At 73.2% G+C, this 18,398-nt stretch carries 17 protein-coding genes; 1 reads left to right on the top strand and 16 read right to left on the bottom strand.

Annotation, left to right across the window (positions count from 1 at the left end):
- The first annotated feature begins 32 nt into the window (after positions 1 to 32).
- On the top strand, positions 33 to 1,370 hold the full coding sequence (locus ACVW2K_RS06525; protein ID WP_457201970.1) for an MFS transporter: 1,338 nt from the start codon (positions 33 to 35) through the stop codon (positions 1,368 to 1,370).
- On the opposite strand, the gene ACVW2K_RS06520 is transcribed toward ACVW2K_RS06525, so the two are convergent.
- The 16 genes from ACVW2K_RS06520 to ACVW2K_RS06445 form a co-directional block, all read right to left on the bottom strand.
- Complete coding sequence (locus ACVW2K_RS06520) at positions 1,351 to 2,055, bottom strand: SRPBCC family protein (protein ID WP_457201969.1); 705 nt, start codon at positions 2,053 to 2,055, stop codon at positions 1,351 to 1,353. The genes ACVW2K_RS06525 and ACVW2K_RS06520 overlap by 20 nt on opposite strands.
- Complete coding sequence (locus tag ACVW2K_RS06515) at positions 2,055 to 2,912, bottom strand: FAD binding domain-containing protein (protein WP_457201968.1); 858 nt, start codon at positions 2,910 to 2,912, stop codon at positions 2,055 to 2,057. Before ACVW2K_RS06515 ends, ACVW2K_RS06520 begins: the two co-directional genes overlap by 1 nt.
- Positions 2,909 to 5,431 carry a xanthine dehydrogenase family protein molybdopterin-binding subunit gene (locus ACVW2K_RS06510; protein ID WP_457201967.1) on the bottom strand — a complete coding sequence of 841 codons (2,523 nt, stop codon included), beginning with the start codon at positions 5,429 to 5,431 and terminating at the stop codon, positions 2,909 to 2,911. The genes ACVW2K_RS06515 and ACVW2K_RS06510 overlap by 4 nt, the downstream gene beginning before the upstream one ends.
- The gene (locus tag ACVW2K_RS06505; RefSeq protein ID WP_028636465.1) at positions 5,428 to 5,898 is read right to left on the bottom strand and encodes a (2Fe-2S)-binding protein; all 471 of its coding nucleotides are present in this window, start codon (positions 5,896 to 5,898) and stop codon (positions 5,428 to 5,430) included. The genes ACVW2K_RS06510 and ACVW2K_RS06505 overlap by 4 nt, the downstream gene beginning before the upstream one ends.
- A gap of 28 nt (positions 5,899 to 5,926) precedes the next feature.
- A complete protein-coding gene (locus tag ACVW2K_RS06500; RefSeq protein ID WP_457201966.1) occupies positions 5,927 to 7,330 on the bottom strand; it encodes an FAD/NAD(P)-binding protein in 1,404 nt (467 codons plus the stop codon).
- Positions 7,331 to 7,376: 46 nt separating this feature from the next.
- Positions 7,377 to 8,102, bottom strand: a complete 726-nt coding sequence (locus tag ACVW2K_RS06495) for an SDR family NAD(P)-dependent oxidoreductase (protein WP_051548819.1) — start codon at positions 8,100 to 8,102, stop codon at positions 7,377 to 7,379.
- Positions 8,102 to 9,337 carry a transcriptional regulator gene (locus ACVW2K_RS06490; RefSeq protein ID WP_457201965.1) on the bottom strand — a complete coding sequence of 412 codons (1,236 nt, stop codon included), beginning with the start codon at positions 9,335 to 9,337 and terminating at the stop codon, positions 8,102 to 8,104. Before ACVW2K_RS06490 ends, ACVW2K_RS06495 begins: the two co-directional genes overlap by 1 nt.
- Positions 9,338 to 9,377: 40 nt before the next feature.
- Positions 9,378 to 10,505 (bottom strand): XdhC family protein, encoded by a 1,128-nt coding sequence (locus ACVW2K_RS06485; protein ID WP_457201964.1) that lies wholly within the window; start codon positions 10,503 to 10,505, stop codon positions 9,378 to 9,380.
- Positions 10,498 to 11,607 (bottom strand): vWA domain-containing protein, encoded by a 1,110-nt coding sequence (locus tag ACVW2K_RS06480; protein WP_457201963.1) that lies wholly within the window; start codon positions 11,605 to 11,607, stop codon positions 10,498 to 10,500. Before ACVW2K_RS06480 ends, ACVW2K_RS06485 begins: the two co-directional genes overlap by 8 nt.
- Positions 11,604 to 12,488 (bottom strand): AAA family ATPase, encoded by an 885-nt coding sequence (locus tag ACVW2K_RS06475; RefSeq protein ID WP_028636469.1) that lies wholly within the window; start codon positions 12,486 to 12,488, stop codon positions 11,604 to 11,606. The genes ACVW2K_RS06480 and ACVW2K_RS06475 overlap by 4 nt, the downstream gene beginning before the upstream one ends.
- Positions 12,489 to 12,516: 28 nt before the next feature.
- Complete coding sequence (locus tag ACVW2K_RS06470) at positions 12,517 to 13,080, bottom strand: nucleotidyltransferase family protein (protein ID WP_028636470.1); 564 nt, start codon at positions 13,078 to 13,080, stop codon at positions 12,517 to 12,519.
- Positions 13,077 to 13,715: a hypothetical protein gene (locus ACVW2K_RS06465; RefSeq protein WP_457201962.1), complete on the bottom strand. Its 639-nt coding sequence runs from the start codon at positions 13,713 to 13,715 to the stop codon at positions 13,077 to 13,079. Before ACVW2K_RS06465 ends, ACVW2K_RS06470 begins: the two co-directional genes overlap by 4 nt.
- Entirely contained in the window at positions 13,712 to 14,242 is a 531-nt protein-coding gene (locus ACVW2K_RS06460) for an RNA polymerase sigma factor (protein WP_457201961.1), read from the bottom strand. The genes ACVW2K_RS06465 and ACVW2K_RS06460 overlap by 4 nt, the downstream gene beginning before the upstream one ends.
- Positions 14,243 to 14,361: 119 nt before the next feature.
- On the bottom strand, positions 14,362 to 15,987 hold the full coding sequence (gene groL / locus ACVW2K_RS06455; protein WP_028636473.1) for a chaperonin GroEL: 1,626 nt from the start codon (positions 15,985 to 15,987) through the stop codon (positions 14,362 to 14,364).
- Positions 15,988 to 16,211: 224 nt separating this feature from the next.
- Positions 16,212 to 17,087, bottom strand: a complete 876-nt coding sequence (locus tag ACVW2K_RS06450; protein WP_028636474.1) for an ATP-grasp domain-containing protein — start codon at positions 17,085 to 17,087, stop codon at positions 16,212 to 16,214.
- A 21-nt stretch (positions 17,088 to 17,108) separates the two neighbouring features.
- Positions 17,109 to 18,116 (bottom strand): LacI family DNA-binding transcriptional regulator, encoded by a 1,008-nt coding sequence (locus tag ACVW2K_RS06445; protein WP_457201960.1) that lies wholly within the window; start codon positions 18,114 to 18,116, stop codon positions 17,109 to 17,111.
- Positions 18,117 to 18,398 lie beyond the last annotated feature (282 nt).

Here is an 18,398-nt window from a genome sequence, read left to right as displayed (position 1 = left end):
CGGTGTCGGTGGCCCCTGTTTGACTGGACACGATGAGCGCTCCGACCTCCACCAGGCCCACCCTCGCCTCGTTCTGGCACGACCTGCCGCGTGAGGGCAAGCTGCTGCTCTCGGTGGTGGTCCTGGAGTTCATCGGCACCGGGCTCGTGCTGCCGTTCCACGTCGTCTACCTCCATGAGGTGCGCGGGTTCGACCTGGGGCACGTCGGGCTGCTCCTCGGCCTGCCGCCGCTGGTCGGGTTCCTCATCGTCGGGCCGGGCGGCTCCGCGATCGACAGGTTCGGCGCGCGCCGGATCCTGATGGGCGCGCTGGTCCTGCAGGTGGTGTCGAACACCCTGCTCGCGTTCGCCGGCACCGAGTACGCCGCCGCGTTCGCGCTCCTGCTGTCCGGCGCCGCGTTCGGGGTGACCTGGCCCGGCTTCCAGAGCCTGGTCGCGACCGTCGTACCCGTCGACCTGCGGCAGCGGTACTTCGGCGTGAACTTCACGCTGCTCAACCTCGGCATCGGGATCGGCGGCATCCTCGGTGGGCTGTTCGTCGACGTCGAGCGGGTGGCGACGTTCCAGGCGATCTACCTCGCCGACGCGGTGTCCTACCTGCCGGCACTGTTCCTGCTGACGGTGCCACTGCGGCACGTCGCCGGCCGGGTCGAGCACCCGCAGGGCCAGGCGCCCGCGAAGGTGAGCTACCTCGAGGTCGCACGTCGTCCGGCGGTCGCCACGCTGATGCTGCTGAGCTTCGTCTCCTCCTACGTCGGCTACTCCCAGCTGAACGCCGGCATGCCCGCCTTCGCCCGCGCCGTCGGCGAGGTGTCGACCCGGGGTCTCGGCCTGGCGTTCGCGGCGAACACCCTCGTCATCGTGGTGCTGCAGCTGTTCGTGCTGCAGCGCATCGAGGGACGCCGGCGCACCCGCGTCATCGCGGTGATGGGCGTGGTGTGGGCGGGATCCTGGCTGCTGCTCGGGGCGACCGGCCTGGTCTCCGGCACCTGGGGCGCGACGCTGCTGGTGGCCGCGTGCGCGTCGGTGTTCGCGTTCGGCGAGACGCTGCTGCAGCCGACGATCCCGGCGCTCGTCAACGAGCTCGCCCCCGACCACCTGCGCGGCCGTTACAACGCGCTCAGCTCCGGCACCTTCCAGCTGGCCGCGATCATCGCGCCGCCGGTCGCCGGCTTCATGGTCGGCCACGGCCTCGGCGCCCTCTACATCGCGACGCTGGTCGTGGGCTGCCTGCTCTGCGGCGCCATCGCGATCCTCCGCCTGGAGCCGCAGCTCACGCCCGAGGTGAACGGCGTGCGCAAGCGCCTCGTCGACGACCCCGCCGAGCTGTCCTCGCCGTCCTCGAAGACGATCAGCGCCGCGACCGACTGACCAGCCAGCGCAGCACCACCAGCGCGAGCAGCAGGCCCGCCGCCTGCTTCCAGTACGTCTTCAGGAGCACCGGCAGCACCGCCGCCCCGAGGTCCAGAGAGTCGTCCTGCGCCGGTGCCGGTGGCGGGGTCGCCGGCGCCTCCGCGACGTGCTTGGGTGCCGGTGTCTCGGGTAGTCCCTGCCCATTCGGTCGTTCGGAGGGCGTCTCGAGAGCATTTTCGCCAGGGAGTACGCCGCCGGGGGCACCCGAGAGGCGCTGCTCGAGGCAGGCGACGAACTGGCCGAGGAGCTTGTCGGAGACGTCCTGCATCACGCCGCGGCCGAACTGGGCGGGCTTCCCGGTGATCGACAGGTCGGTGACGACCTCGACGTCGGTGGCCGTCCCGGACCCGGCCATCGTCAGGGTCACCGTGGCGCCCGCGGTGCCGTTGCCGCGCTTGTCCTTGCCCTTGGCCTCGACGACGAACCGGTGCGCGGACTCGTCCTTCTCCACGAACGTGCCGGAGCCGTTGTAGACCAGGGCGATCGGGCCGAGCTTGACCTTCACCGAGCCCGCGAACGTGTCCCCGTCGACCGACGTGACGGTGGCACCGGGGAAGCACTCCGCCACCGACGCGATGTCGTTGAAGTGCGCCCACGTCTCGTCGACCGACGTCGGGACGGTGAACCGGTGGGTCAGGTCCATCAGGCGGCTCCGGCGGCCGCGAGCACCGCGCGCCGGGTGAGGACCCGGGCGAGGTGGCGGCGGTAGTCGGCGGCGCCGTTCAGGTCCGACGGCGGGTCGGTGCCCTCCGCGGCCTGCTGGGCGGCCGCGCGTACGGCGTCCTCGGTCGCGGGCTGACCGGCGAGCGCGTCCTCCACCGCCCGCGCCCGGACCGGTGTGGAGCCCATGTTCGTGAGCCCGATCCGGGCCTCCGCGATGCTGCCTCCGTCGACCCGGACGGTCGCTGCGACCGCGACGATCGGCCACTGGTGGGCGACCCGCACGAACTTCTCGTAGTGCGCGCCCCAGCCGGTGCGCTTGGGGATCCGGACCGCGGTGAGGATCTCGTCCTCGCCGATCGCGGTCTCGAACAGGTCGACGAAGAAGTCGTCGGCCGCCACGGTGCGGGTGCCGCCCGCGCCCTGGATCACGAACTCCGCGCCGAGCGCCAGCGCCGGTGCGCCGAGGTCCCCGGCCGGGTCGGCGTGCGCCAGTGCGCCGCCGAAGGTCCCCCGGTGCCGGACCTGGGCGTCCGCGAGGTGCTCGATCGCCTTCGCGACCAGCGCGGCGTGCTCCGCGACCAGCGGGTCCGACCCGACGACCGAGTGCGGCGTCATCGCGCCGACCACGATCGCGTCGCCGTCGTCGCGCACCCCGCGCAGCGACTCGATCTTGCCGAGGTCGATGATCATCTCGGGCGCGTTCAGCCGCATCCGGAGCACCGGCAGCAGGCTCTGCCCACCGGCGATGATCTTGGCGTCGTCGCCGTGCTGGGCCAGGGCCGCGAGCGCGTCCTCGACCGAGGTCGGCGCCACGTAGTCGAACGCTACGGGGATCATGCGCCCGCTCCTTCCGTGCTCGAGGTGCCCGGTTGCTCCTGGTTGCCCATCGCGCCGCCGCCCTCGCTCGTGCCGGATGCTTCGGCTTCGCCGAAGTGCGGCATCGCCGCACCCTCCGTCGAGCCACCGGCACCGGCCCCGTTGATCGCCCGCCACACCCGCTCGGGCGTGCACGGCATCTGGATGTCGTTGACCCCGAAGTGGCGTACGGCGTCGACCACCGCGTTCACCACCGCCGGCGTCGAGGCGATCGTCCCCGCCTCGCCGACGCCCTTGGTGCCGAGCGTGTTGGTCAGGCTGGGCGAGGTCGTGTGGTCGATGTCGAAGCTGATCGTGTCGGCCGCGGTCGGGAGCAGGTAGTCCACGAACGAGCCGGACACGAGCGTGCCGGACTCGTCGTACACCGCCTCCTCCCAGAGGGCCTGGGCGATGCCCTGGACCAGCCCGCCGTGCACCTGCCCGCTCACGATCAGCGGGTTGATGATGTTGCCGATGTCGTCGCAGCAGACGTACTTGCGCATCCGCAGCTCGCCGGTCTCGGTGTCGACCTCCATGGCGCACAGGTGGGTGCCGTGCGGGAAGTTGAAGGCCACCGGGTCGTACGTCGCGTCCGAGTCCAGCGACGGCTCGACCCCGTCCGGGAGGTTGTGCGCCGCGAACGTCGCCAGCGCGACCTCGCCGATCGCCATCCCCTGGTCCGTGCCCCGGACCGAGAACCGGCCCCCGGTGAACTCGAGGTCGTCGGCCGATGCCTCGAGCAGGTGCGCCGCGATCGGCTTCGCCTTCTCGATCACCTTGTCCGCGGCACGGACCAGCGCCTCGCCGCCGACCACCAGGGACCGCGACCCGTAGGTGTCCATGCCCTTGGGCGCCACCTGGGTGTCGCCGTGCAGGATCTCGACGTCCTCGAACGCGACCCCGAGGCGGTCGGCGACGATCTGGCTGAACGCCGTCTCGTGGCCCTGGCCGTGCGCCGAGGCGCCGGTCACCACCTCCACCTTGCCGGTGGCGAGCATCCGGACGCCCGCGTGCTCCCAGCCACCGGCGCCGTAGTCGAGCTGGCCCAGGACCCGGGACGGCGCGAGGCCGCACATCTCGGTGAACGTCGAGACACCGATGCCCAGCTGCACCGGGTCGCCCGACTCGCGCCGGCGCCGCTGCTCGGCCCGGAGCTCGTCGTACCCGATCATCTCCTTGGCGCGCGCCGTGGCGGCCTCGTAGTTGCCGGAGTCGTACTCGAGCCCGGCCACCGTGGTGAACGGGAACTCCTCGTGCTTGATCCAGTTCTTCTCCCGGATCTCCAGCGGGTCCACCCCGACCTCGACGGCGAGCTCGTCCATCAGCCGCTCGATGGCGTACGTCGCCTCGGGGCGGCCGGCGCCGCGGTACGCGTCGGTCCAGGTCTTGTTGGTGAGCACGGTCTGCACGGAGAAGTGGTAGGCCGGGAACTTGTAGATCGCGTTGAACATGAACGCGCCGAGCACCGGCACGCCGCCACCGACGATCGCGACGTAGGCGCCGAGGTCGGCGAGCAACTCGACCTTGAGCCCGGTGACCGTGCCGTCCTTCTCGGCCGCGAGCGTGAGCTTCTGCCACTGGTCACGGCCGTGGTGCGCCGACACCAGCGACTCGGAGCGGGTCTCGGTGTACTTCACGGGCTTGCCGAGCCGGCGGCCGACCGCCCAGGCGATCCACTCCTCGGGCGTGGTCTGGAGCTTGCCGCCGAAGCCGCCGCCGACGTCCGGCGCGATCACCCGGATCTTCGACTCCGGTACGCCGGTCGTGGCAGCCAGGGCGAAGCGCAGGATGTGCGGGATCTGGGTGGCGGAGTACATGACGTACTGCTCCCCGGTCGGGTCGACGACGACCGAGCGCGGCTCCATGAACGCCGGGATCAGCCGCTGCTGGCGGTACTCCCGCTCGATCACGATGCCGTCGGCGCGGGCCCTGCTGATCGCGTCCTCGACCGGCGCACCGGTGCCCGCCTCGCCGGAGTCGAACACCCAGAGCGCGGACTTGTTGGTGCCGAGGTCGGGGTGGGCGAGCACCACGTCGGCGGCGGCCGACTTGAGATCCAGGGCGGCCGGGAGCTCGTCGTACTCGACGTCGACGAGCTCGGCCGCGTCGCGGGCCTCGGCCGCGGTGCGCGCCACGACCACCGCGACGATCTCGCCGGCGAACGCCACCCGGTCCGCGGGCATCGGCGAGTGCGTCGGCGTGACCTGCTCCGGCGTGATCGGCCACGCGTTGATGTTGACGCCCAGCGTCTCGCCGAGCTCCGGTCCGGTGAACACGTCGACGACGTTGGTGGCCGCCTTGGCGGCGCTGGTGTCGATGCTGACGATCCTCGCGTGCGCGAACGGGCTGCGCACCATCGCGAGGTGCAGCATGCCGGGCAGCGTCAGGTTGTCGGTCCAGCGGGTGCGCCCGGTGATCAGGCGCTGGTCCTCCTTGCGCCGGCGGTCGCGGCCGATCTCGCGCTCGACCTCCTCCGAGGGGCGCTCCTGGGTGGCGGTCATGACGTCGCCCCCTGGGAAGCGGCGTGCTGCACCGCGCGCACGATGTTGTGGTAGCCCGTGCAGCGACAGAGGTTGCCCTCGAGCCCGAGCCGGATCTCCTCCTCGGAGGGGTTCGGGTTCGTGCTCAGCAGGTCGACGCTCTGCATGATCATCCCCGGCGTGCAGAAGCCGCACTGGAGGCCGTGGCACTCACGGAACGCCTCCTGCACCGGGTGCAGCTGCCCGTCCCGGGCGAGGCCCTCGATCGTGGTCACCTCGGCCCCGTCCGCCTGGACCGCGAGGACGTTGCAGGACTTCACGCTGGTGCCGTTGAGGTGGACCGTGCACGCGCCGCAGTTGCTGGTGTCGCAACCGATGACGGTGCCGGTCTTGCCGAGCTTCTCGCGCAGGTACTGCACGAGCAGCATGCGGGGTTCGACGTCGTCGGAGACGTTGGCTCCGTCGACCGTGAGGCTGATCCGGGTCATGCAGCGCACGCTAGGCGCGGCGGGTTGGCTATACGTTGGCGGCGAGCTCCGGCGCGAGCTTCCGGGCGAGTACGGCGCGCGCGACCTCGGCCGCCTGGGTCCTGATCTCGGGGATCGCCGTGGACTCCCAGAGGGTGCCCTTCCGCGGCGGGCCGACGGCGTACAGGCCGGGGACGACGGTGCCGTCGGCGCCGAGCACCTCGCCGGCCGGCGTCGAGTCGAGGCCGAGCCGAAGCGGGTCGGGCACGATGAGGCCGCGCGCTTGGAGCGCCTGCAGGAGCGGCTCCCCGGACCGGCTGATGTCGGTGAGCGGTCCGGTGCAGTTGACCACGGCGTCGGCGAGGACCCGGTCGCGCAGGTCGGGCAGCACCAGCTCGGCCAGGCCGCCGACCTCGTCGACACCTCCGACGCCGCCGGCGGCGAGCGTCAGCCGGCCGTCGCGGAGATAGCCGCGGATCCGGTCCGCGACCTCGGGCGCCATCCGGTGCCGGCGCACCTCCCAGTCCCGGGCGTGGGCGGCCAGGAACCGCCGCCGCTGCTCGAGGTCGAGCCGTCGCCAGATCGACTGCGTCTGCGGACGCAGCCCGTCGACGACGTTGCGCCAGTCGACGCCGTGGCTGCGGGCGGCCTCGACCTGGCCGCGCACGAAGGCCGCGATCCCGTCGGCGGTCAGCGGCCCCTCGGGCACGTGGCTGACCCAGGCCGTCGACTGCTGCTCGATGTGCGCGTGCGGCAGCAGTCCGTGCCGGCTGACCATCACCGCGCGCCGGCGCGGCTCGTCCTCGAGCAGCGTGATCGCGGTGTCGATCGCGGTGAGGCCGGTCCCGACGATCACCACGGTCGCGTCGCCCGGCAGCGCCCGGATCGCGGCGAGGTCCCAGGGGTCCGCGAGGTGGCCGGGCAGCCCCGCGAGCTCCGTCAGCGGCTGCGGCCTCTGGTTGCCGTGGGCGAGGACCACGGTCGCGGCCGACGTGGAGCGGTCCCGCGTGCGCACCTCGAAGCCGCCGGGCACCGGGACGATGTCGTCGACCCGGCCGGCGCTGATCGTGAGCCGGTGGTCGGCGACGCCGGCGAGCGTGTCCTGGAGGTACGCCGCGAACTCCATCCGCGGCAGGAACCCGAGCGGGTCGGGGTCCCGGCCGGCCCGGACCGCCCAGTCGAGCAGGTCGGACGGCACGTCGGCGTACGCGCTCATGTGCCGCGCGCGGACGTTGAGGAGGTGCCGCGGGTCGGACGTGCCGTAGGCGATGCCGCGGCCGAGCACACCGGTCGCCTCGTGGACCGTCACCGCGAGGGACGAGTCGCCGGTGCTCGACAGCAGCTGGAGCGCCGTGAGCACGCCGCTCGCGCCGCCGCCGACCACCGCGACCCGGTGCCGGTCCGGCACCCCGGCCGCCGTCACTGACTGCTCCACCTCGACCACACCGCCCATGCCTTAAGAGTAGTAAACGAGTCCAGTTAAACCGGCATCGACCCGCTCAGAGCAGCTCGACCACCTGCCCCGCGCGCCCGTGCGCGACCAGGTCGACGACGGTGCGGACGACCGCGCCGACCGGCACCAGGGGGCCCAGCCGAGCCCGCTCGTCCTCGCCGAGGGCGGCCCACTCCACCTGGGCGCGGGGCAGCCCGATCCAGCCCGGGACCACCGCCATCACCCGGGCGCGAGCCGCGGTCCCCGGGTCGGAGAGCGCGGTGGTGAGACGGATCAGGCCGGCCTTGGCCGCGGCGTACTCCGGCGAGCCGTAGCCGTCGGTCCCCACCGCCGCGCTGGAGGCGACGTTGACGACCGCGCCCACGCGGCGCGGTCCCCGGCGCTGGTCCAGGCCCTCGAGGAAGAGCTGGGTGAGCAGCATCGGTGCGCGGAGGTTGAGGTCGAGCGTGCGCGACCAGGCGTCGTACGGCGCCGCGGGGTACTGGTCACCGGCGGTCCAGCCGCCGGCGTTGTTGACGAGCACGTCCGCGCCGCCGAGGTCGCGGGCGCGGTCGGCCAGCGCGCGCAGGTCGGCCTCCTCGCTGACGTCGGCCGGGAACGCCCACCCGCCGACGCGCTGCTCGCGCACCAGCCCAGCGGCCTCCTCGGCGGCCGCCGGGTCCCGGTCCGCGACCAGCACCGCCGTCCCCCGGCGCGCCATCGCCACCGCGACCTCGCGACCGAGCCCGGCCCCGGCGCCGGTGACGACGGCCAGCGCGTAGCGCAGCTCCACTAGCGCCGGGCGGCGGCGAGCCGCCCCTTGAGCAAAGGGACGGCGGGGTGCGGGGTGCCCGCCAGCCGGGCCAGGCAGACCTCGACGACCTCGGTGTCGTACGGCGCGAGGTCGCTGTAGCGCACCACCGCGTCCGGCTGCGGGTCGGCGAGCAGGGCCTCGCGGACCGCGACCGCGACGTACTCGGCGAGCTCGGTGAGGGCCGGGGAGTTGGTCCCGGGCAGCAGGTCCCCGCCGTACGCGTCGACCGCGGCGGCGACCCGGCCGCCGCGGAGCAGCGCGAGCACGAGGTCGACGTCGGTCGCGGCCGGCATCATCAGCCGGTAGGGGCGTGAGGCGAGCTGGCCGCCGAGCGCGGCCCGCAGGTGTGACACCTCGGCCTTCAGCGTGGACAGCGTGACGGCCTGGTCGCCGTACACGAGGGCGTGCAGGTGCTCGAGCGAGAGGCCCTCGGGGTGGATGGCGAGCAGCGCCAGCACCTCGGTCTGGCGCCGGTTGAGCAGCAGCCGCTGGCCGTCCAGCCAGGTCTCGGCGGTGCCGAGCAGCCGCATCACCAGGCCGGGCTCGTCCTGCTCGTCGAGCACGGCCGGACCGGCGTGGGCGCGCGAGGCTGGCATGGCGGTCTCGATGAGCCGCGCGAGCACCCGGGCGGTGGCCAGGCCGATGGGGTGCGTCCGGTCCCAGGTCGTGGAGATGTCGATGACGCCGAGCTGGGTCCCGGTGACCGGGTCGTGCAGCGGCGCGGCCCAGCAGACCCAGTTGTGCACGATCGAGGCGTAGTGCTCGGCGCTGAACACCATCGCCGGCGCGGCGAGCCGGTTCGCGAGGTCGAGCGCGTTGGTGCCGACGGACTCGTCGTCCCAGCGCCCGCCGGCCACGAAATTCACCGTCTCCGCCTTGCGGCGCATCACGCGACCGCCGTACGTCCACAGGATGCGGGTCTCCGGATCGGTGACCGCTACCACGAGGTCGCCGTCCTCGGCGGTACGCCGGAGCTCCGCCTCGACCCGGCCCACGGCGGTCTGCAGCGGCGAGCCGTTCCAGTACGCCGCGGTCTCGGCCTCGTCGGCGAGCGGCGCCTCACGGACGTCGGTGGTGATCGCGGCCTCGGACCGGGTCCAGCTGGTCAGGATCTCGGGGCGGACGGCCGGCAGGGTCCCGTCCGCGTGCTCCAGGAACGAGGTCCAGGCACGGACCGCGTCCATCCTGCGGGTCTGGAGCTCGCTGCGAGCCATGCGGTCGAAGGTAGCACCGGGAGCGTGACGCGGATCACCCTCAGTGGAGGTCGCGGTGGATGCGTCCCTCGAGGGTGCCGAGCCGCTCTCCGGACCCGCCCCAGCGGCCGGCGACGATCTCCGCGGCGATGCTGATCGCGGTCTCCTCCGGCGTCCGGGCACCGAGGTCGAGCCCGATCGGGCTGGAGAGCCGGGCGATCTCCTTCTCCTCCAGCCCCGCCTCGCGCAACCGCTCGAGCCGGTCCTCGTGGGTGCGCCGGGAGCCCATCGCGCCCACGTAGGCGATCTCCGGCAACCGCAGCGCCACCTCCAGCAGCGGCACGTCGAACTTCGGGTCGTGGGTCAGCACCGTGACCACCGTGCGGCCGTCGACCCGGCCCGCCTCTGCCTCCGCCGCCAGGTAGCGGTGCGGCCAGTCCACGACCACCTCGTCGGCCTCGGGGAACCGGCTGTTCGTCGCGAACACCGGCCGCGCGTCACACACCGTCACGTGGTAGCCCAGGAAGCTGCCGACCCGGGCGACCGCGGCCGCGAAGTCGATCGCCCCGAACACCAGCATCCGCGGCTTCGGCGCGAACGCCCACACGAACACCCGCATCCCCTCACCGCGACGCTCGCCGTCCGGGCCGTAGCCCAGCGTCGCGTTGTGGCCCGCCGCCAGCAACCCCAGCGCGTCGTCGTGGACCGCATCGTCCGCGCGCGGCGACCCCAGCGACCCGGCGAGCGGCTCGTCCGGGCGCACGACGAGCCGGCGGCCCAGCCAGGCCGGGTCCGGGTGCTCGATCACTGTCGCCAGGGCCACCGGCCGGCCGGCCTCGACGTCCTCGGCGATCTCCCCGAGCCCGGGGAACGTCTCCCGGTCCACCTTCTCGACGTACACGTCGAGGATCCCGCCGCAGGTCAGCCCGACCGCGAACGCGTCGTCGTCGGAGACGCCGTACCGCTCGAGCACGGGCGTGCCGGACTCCACCACGGACTGGCCGAGCTCGTAGACCGCGCCCTCGACGCAGCCACCCGAGACCGAGCCCACCGCGGTCCCGTCCGGACCGACCAGCATCGAGGCGCCCGGCGGCCGCGGCGCGGACTGGAACGTCGCGACCACGGTCCCGACCCCCACCGTCTCCCCCGAGCGCCACCACGCCAGCAGCTCGGGCAGCACGTCACGCACGGGAGACCACCTCGACCAGCTCGGCGAACGTCGCGAGGGAGTGCCCGGCGACGAAGTCGTCGCAGTGCGGCAGGGCCGCGACGACGCCCTGCTGGACCGGCTCGTAGCCGGCCTTGCCGCGGTGCGGGTTGACCCACACGACCCGGTGCGCGATCCGCCGGAGCCGCGCCATCTGCTCGCCGAGCATGGTCGGGTCACCGCGCTCCCAGCCGTCGCTGAACACCACGACCACGGCGCCGCGGGCCATCCCGCGCTGGCCCCACCGGTCGAGGAAGAACCGCAGCGTCTCGCCGAGCCGGGTGCCGCCGGACCAGTCGGGCACGGTCTCGCCCGCGGCCACCAGCGCCCGCTCCGGGTCGCGGACCCGCATCGCGCGGGTGACGTGGGTGACCCGGGTGCCGACCGTGAACGTCTCGACCGACCCCGACGACCCGGCCGCCTGGGTGAACCGGTGCGCGAGGCGGAGCAGTGCGTCGGCGTACCCGCTCATCGATCCGGAGACGTCGACCAGCAGGACCACGCGGCGCGGCCGGGTGCCGCGGCGCCGCCAGGCGATCTCGGCGGGCTCGCCCATCCGGCGCAGCGAGGCGCGCAGGGTGTGCGAGGCGTCGACCCGCCCGCGGTGCCAGCGCTGGTGCCGGGCAGTGCGCCGGACCGGCGGGCGCGGCCGCAGCGTGGCGAAGAGACCGACCAGGCGGTGCTTCTCGGCGGCCGAGAGCGCGGCGACGTCGCGGTGCCGCAGCACCTCGGTGTCGCTGGCCGTGGCCCGCACGACCTCCTGCTCGTCGGACTCCGCCGCCCCGGTCCCCTCGTCGAGGGGCAGCCCCGAGAACGCGGGCGCCTCCACCCGCTGCTTCGGCCGGGGCAGCGGGAGGCCGTCCCGCGAGCCGAAGTACTCGTGGAACACCTGGTCGTAGCGGGCCAGGTCGTCCGGGCCGGCGCAGAGGGTGGCCCGGCCGGCCAGATAGGCCGCGCGCCGGTCACCGGCGCCCAGCACCGCCGTCGCCGCGAGGAAGCCCTGCGCGCGGTCGTGCGTGACGGGGACGCCGGCGGCGCGGAGCGCGCGCGTGAAGGCGAGCAGAACGACGTCCGGGTCCCTCATGGCCGCAGCATCTGGTCGAGGGCGTGGCGGACCCGCTCGGAGTCCTCGCGGTACTTCACGAGCGCGCCGAGGGTGGCCGCGGCCGTCTCGATGTCGATCTCGGCGGTGCCGAGGTGGTGGAGCGCGCGCGCCCAGTCGAGCGTCTCCGCGACGCCCGGTGGCTTCTGGAGGTCGTCCCGGCCGCGCAGCTGCTGGACGAGCTCGACCACCTGCCGGCGCAGCGTCTCGGACACCTCGGGCGCCCGGCTGCGGAGGATCTCGACCTCGCGCTCCAGGCCCGGGTGATCGATCCAGTGGTACAGGCAGCGCCGCTTCAGCGCGTCGTGCAGCTCGCGGGTTCGGTTCGAGGTGAGCACGACGATCGGCGGGGTCGCGGCGCGCACGGTGCCGAGCTCGGGGATGGTCACCTGGTAGGTCGAGAGCACCTCGAGCAGGAACGCCTCGAACTCGTCGTCGGCCCGGTCCACCTCGTCGACCAGCAGCACCGCCGGGCTCTCCTGGAGCGCCCGGAGCACGGGGCGGGCGAGCAGGAAGCGCGCGTCGTACAGGCTCTTCTCGGCCTCCTCGACGCTCTGCTCGCCGCGAGCGGAGCCGGCGGCCTCGAGCGCGCGCAGGTGCAGGATCTGGCGCGGGAAGTCCCAGTCGTAGAGCGCCTGGGTGGCGTCGATGCCCTCATAGCACTGGAGCCGGACCAGCGGCAGCTCCAGGCTCTCGGCGATGGCCTCCGCGAGCGCGGTCTTGCCGGTGCCGGGCTCGCCCTCGAGCAGCAACGGCCGCTGCATCTCCAGCGCGAGGAAGGCCACCGTCGCGAGCGCGTCGTCGGCGAGGTAGCCGGTGCCGCCGAGGCGGTCGGCCACGGCTGCAGGGGACTCGAGGGCCATGCAGCCAAGGCTACGCGGGGCCTGTTGGTCAGGGGTTGGGGCGATCGACGTCGCGGCCCGACGCCAGGTCGGCGCACTCGACGACCTCGACGTCGTGGCTCGCGAGGTAGCCGCGCGCACCCCGGTCGCCGTCGGTCTCGGCGACCACGCCCGCCCAGTGGTCGCGGCCGATCACCACCGGGTGCCCGACCTGTCCGTCGTACGACGCGCGCCGGAGCGTGGCGGCCGAGGGGGGCGGGTCGAGGAGCCGGCGGACGACGTCCGCACCGACGTCCGGCAGGTCGACGAGGGTGAGGACCACCGCGTCGGCGTCCGTGCCGTCGACCGCGACGAGGCCCGCGCGGAGCGAGGCGGACATGCCCTCGGCCCAGTCCGCGGCGACGACCGCGGTGGCACCGGTGCCGTCGAGCAGCGGCAGCGCGTCCTCGGCCCCGGCGCCGAGCACGGCCGTCACCTGCGAGCACCCGCCGTCGGCCAGCGCGCGCACGGCGGCGACCAGCCACGGCTCGCCGTACCGGTCCCGCACCAGCGCCTTGGGCATGCCCATCCGCGAGCCCGCCCCCGCGGCGAGGAGCAGCCCGGCGACCGTCACCCGAAGGCCTGGTCGTAGAGCGCGGCCAGGTCGGCGGAGTACGGCGCACTGAACCCGCACACGGTCACCTGGCCGTCGCTCGCGCTCACGAGGTACCGCCCGCCGTCCTCGAAGTGCACCGCCCCCACGAGGTCCTGGAGCGCCTCCTCCGGCGCCTGCACGCGGACCAGGTCGGTCGGGCCGCCGGCGTACCAGTGCCCGACGGTGAGCGTGACGACCCGGCCGGCCACGGCGGTGACGGTGCCGTCGAAGGCCAGCGACTGCTGCGCGAGGGTCTCGGCGTTCGGCACCATGCACCTCGCGTCGTACGTCGCCGGGCTGGGCGCGCCGAGCTCGGTGACCGTGGTGTGGTCGGCCGCCGTCGGCGGCGCGGCGGGGTCGTCGTCGTGGCTGACGACGGCGAAGACGCCGACACCGGCGATGATCAGCACCGCCGCGGCCGCGACGAGCCAGGTGAGCGGGCCGCGGTTGCGGGTGCCCGTCGCGCGGTTCTCGGTGGTCAGCTCGGTGCTCATGACGTCCTCCACGAGTCGGGTCGCCCGCTCGGGGCCGGCCGGCGGGAGGGAGGAGGCCGGGTCGGCCGCCCGCAGGCGGTCGCGCAGCTCGTCGTGCTGGTCGTCGTGCTGGTCGGTCACGGTCTTCTCCCCTCTCTCGACTCCTCATGTCCGGACGCGGCGCCGTTCTTTCGCAGCAGGTCCGCGAGCTTGCCGCGCGCCCGGTGGAGCCGGATGCTCGCGGCGTTCGCCGTGATGCCCAGGACGGTAGCGATCTGCGCCGGCGCCAGCTGCTCCCACGCCCACAGGCGCAGCAGCTCGGCATCGTTCGGCCGCAGCGCGGCCAGCGCGGCGGCGAGGTCCTCGTCGCGCTCCTCGGGACCCGGCAGGGCCTCGGCCGGCGGGTCGATCGCGGCGACCTTCGCCGCCACCCGCTCCTGGCGGCGCGCGGACCGCTCGGCGTTCCGCAGGCACATCCGGGCGACGCCGTACACCCACGGCAGCGGGTCCGGGGGGAGGTCGTCGGCCCGCCGCCAGCACACCAGCAGCGTCTCGGCGAGCACGTCCTCGGCGGTGGCGGCGTCGGTACGACGGGCGAGGTAGCGGCGCACGGGCTCGATCAGCCCGGGCGCGACCTGTTCGAAGCGTTCGCGGCGGCTCTCGTCCACGGTCACCACTCTGCCCCACCCCCACCACTCCCGTTGAACCGGCCGGCGGGAGACGGCGAACGGCCCCAGTCCCGGGGGACTGGGGCCGTTCGAACGATGCTACGTGGAGCGGGTCGGACTCAGAAGTCCATGCCGCCCATGCCGCCGGACGGGTCGCCCATCGGGGCGGACTTCTCCGGCTTGTCGGCGACGACGGCCTCCGTGGTGAGGAAGAGCGCCGCGATGGAGGCGGCGTTCTGCAGCGCGCTGCGGGTCACCTTGGCGGGGTCGATGATGCCCGAGGCGATCATGTCGACGTACTCGCCCGTGGCGGCGTTCAGGCCGTGACCAGCGGTCAGGTTGCGCACCTTCTCCGCCACGACGCCGCCCTCGAGGCCGGCGTTGATCGCGATCTGCTTGAGCGGGGCGTCGGAGGCGAAGCGCACGATGTTCGCACCGGTCGCCTCGTCACCCTCGAGCTCGAGCTTGTCGAACGCGGTGGCCGCAGCCTGCACCAGGGCGACGCCGCCACCGGCGACGATGCCCTCCTCGACGGCCGCCTTCGCGTTGCGAACGGCGTCCTCGATGCGGTGCTTGCGCTCCTTGAGCTCGACCTCGGTGGCCGCGCCGACCTTGATGACCGCAACACCGCCGGCCAGCTTGGCCAGGCGCTCCTGCAGCTTCTCGCGGTCGTAGTCGGAGTCCGACTTCTCGATCTCCGCACGGATCTGGTTGACGCGACCAGCGATCTGGTCGGCGTCGCCCGCGCCCTCGACGATGGTGGTCTCGTCCTTGGTGATGACGACCTTGCGGGCCTGGCCGAGCAGCTCGATGCCGGTCGACTCGAGCTTGAGGCCGACCTCCTCCGAGATGACCTGGCCGCCGGTCAGGATCGCGATGTCCTGCAGCATGGCCTTGCGGCGGTCACCGAAGCCCGGTGCCTTGACGGCGACGGACTTGAAGGTGCCGCGGATCTTGTTGACGACCAGCGTGGACAGGGCCTCGCCGTCGGTGTCCTCGGCCAGGATCAGCAGCGGCTTGCCCGACTGCATGACCTTCTCCAGCAGCGGGAGCAGGTCCTTGACCGACGAGATCTTCTGGTTGGCGATCAGGATGTAGGGGTCCTCGAGGACCGTCTCCATCCGCTCGGGGTCGGTGACGAAGTACGCCGAGATGTAGCCCTTGTCGAAGCGCATGCCCTCGGTGAGCTCGAGGTCGAGCCCGAAGGTGTTCGACTCCTCGACGGTGATGACGCCTTCCTTGCCGACCTTGTCCATCGCCTCGGCGATGATCTCGCCGACGGTGGTGTCAGCGGCGGAGATCGACGCGGTGGCGGCGATCTGCTCCTTGGTCTCGATGTCGATCGCCATGCTCGAGAGCTGCTCGGACACGGCGGCGACGGCGGCCTCGATGCCGCGCTTGAGGCCCATCGGGTTCGCACCCGCGGCCACGTTGCGCAGACCCTCGCGGACCATCGCCTGCGCGAGGACCGTCGCCGTGGTGGTGCCGTCACCGGCCACGTCGTCGGTCTTCTTGGCGACCTCCTTGACCAGCTCGGCGCCGATCTTCTCGTAGGGGTCCTCGAGCTCGATCTCCTTGGCGATGCTCACACCGTCGTTGGTGATCGTGGGGGCACCCCACTTCTTCTCGAGAACGACGTTGCGGCCCTTGGGGCCGAGGGTGACCTTGACGGCGTCGGCGAGCGTGTTCATGCCTCGCTCGAGACCGCGCCGGGCCTCCTCGTTGAAAGCAATCAGCTTGGGCATAACTCCTGCGATTCCTCACGCTTAGAGTTCGTGGATCCGGCTCGATGGGTTGCCCGCGACGGACGGCCCCGCTGACCCGGCGAACCCTTTCTCGCCGGCGCGGCGGGCCTCAACTGGCACCGATCCGGTTGTCACTCTCGCTAGGAGAGTGCCAGCGTCATGTTTAGCACTCGACCCCTGCGAGTGCAAGAAGCGGGGCCCTCAGCACAGCCGGGCGGCGGACCTCACCAGGTCTTCGGGTAGGCCCGGGCGGCGACGGCCTCGGCGAACGGCAGGGCGTTCAGCGGGAGGACGTCGAGGTACAGGCCCGGCTCCGTCAGCTCGACCTCGCTGACCACGAGGCGGTCCCGGTAGCGCATCATGTCGACCCGGCCGTAGACGATCTCCTCGCCCAGCAGGTCGACCACGGTGGCGATCGCCTCGGCCGCCAGCGACGCGGCCTGCTCCCCCAGCTCGACCGAGCGCGAGCTGCCGCCGTACTGCTCGTGGACCCGGATGTCATTGGCGCTCGGGGTCTTCTGCGCCTGGCTCACGGGCCGGCCGCCGATCACGAAGACGGAGATCTCGCCCTCGGTGTGGATCGACTCGACCAGCGGCTGCACCACCCAGGGACCCTCGTGACCGTCCTTCGGAAGCCAGACCCGGCCGTCCGTGACGACCTCGAGGCCGCGGCCGCCGGCGCCGACCCGCGGCTTCACCACGGCCAGGCCGAACCCGTCGGCGGCGGCGCGTACGTCGAAGATGGTGTCGGCCGCGACCGTCGGGACGACCGGGAGGCCGGCGTCCTGGAGCTCGATCAGGTAGCGCTTGTCGGTGTTCCAGCGGAACACCGACGCACCGTTGAGGAGCGTCGGGCCGACACCGGACGCCCAGCCGAGGAACTCCCCGAGCCGGCCGTCGTAGTCCCAGGCCGAGCGGACCGCCACGACCTCGGCGGTGCCCCAGTCGACGCCGAGGTCGTCCCAGACGACCCACCGGCTCGCGAGGCCGTGCGCGGCGAGCGCCGCGTCGAGCGCGCCGTGGCCGGGCTCGCCCTCGGCCCACTCGCGACTGGTCGCGAGCAGGACGAGTGGCACCTGGGCCTCACCGCGATGCTCCATGGGCAAATGCTAAGCGGTGGCTCAACTGCTGTCGCGGACGACCAGACGGGTGGACAACATCCGTGCGGCGTGATCGCGCTCGGGCGCGGCCATCGTCTCGAGCAGCAACGCCACCATCTCGCGGCCCATCCGCTCCGGGGACTGGTGCACCGTCGTGAGCGGTGGATGGGCCGACTGGGCGATCGGCGCGTCCTCGAAACCGACCACCGCGACGTCCTCCGGCACCCGTCGGCCGGCGTCGCGGAGCACCTGGAGGGCGCCGACCGCCATCAGGTCGTTCGCGCAGAAGACCGCGTCGAGGTCCGGCGCCTGCTCGAGCAGCGCCCGCATCGCGTCGGCGCCGCTCTGCTGCCCGAAGTCGCCACGCTCGACGAGCCGTTCGTCGACTGCGCGCCCGGCGGCGGCCAGCCCGGCGACGTACCCCTCGTAGCGCGAGCTGCCGGCGACCATGTCGGTCGGGCCGGCGATCGTGGCGATCCGGCTGCGGCCGCGCTCGACCAGGTGCGCCACCGCGAGGCCGGCGCCCTGCACGTTGTCGACGTCGACGGAGCCGTTCGCGACGTCCTCGCGGGGGCGGCCGCCGACCACCACGGGTACGCCGTGCGCACGGATCCGCTCCGGCAGCTCGTCGTCGTCGTGGAGGGAGAGCAGCAGCACGCCGTCGACGTGCTGCCGGGTCAGGTAGCGGTCCAGCCCGCCGCGCCGCTCCGACGCCTGGGCGAGCAGCAGCACCAGCTGCCGGTCGGCCGCGCCGAGGGCGGACCCGATGCCGCGGACGATGCCGGCGAAGAACGGCTCGCCGAACACCCGCTCCTCCGACTCCGCGATCACCAGGGCGACGGTGTCGGTGCGGCGCTTGACGAGGGCCCGGGCCGCGGCGTTCGGGACGTACCCGAGCTGCTCGATGGCCTCCTCGACCGCCCGCCGGGATCGCTCGGAGACCTTCTCGCCCCCGTTGATCACGCGGGAGGCGGTGCCCCGGCCGACGCCGGCGAGGGCGGCGACCTGCTCGAGGGTCGGCTGGGTCATGGCGCCAGTATCCCGTCGAGCAGCGGGCCCGGGACGTCGAGGAGTTCCCGGGCCCGCCACACGGATGGGCCCGCCGCGGAACCGCCGTTCGCGGCAGGCACCCCCACACGTCCGGCCAGGGCCATCATGCGGTCCACCCCCGGTCGGTCGTGGTGAGTGGGAGCGTTCCCATTGCGCTCACTCTGGCCGCTGGCGACGACCCTGTCAAGGGCTCCGGAGCCGGTGTCCGAACGGCACGTCGACGTCCATCCCGAGCGCCTCACGCGTCCGTTCGGGCAGGTC

It is taken from the genome of Nocardioides sp. HB32 (assembly GCF_054058995.1).
This window is presented reverse-complemented; position numbering and strand designations above follow the sequence as displayed.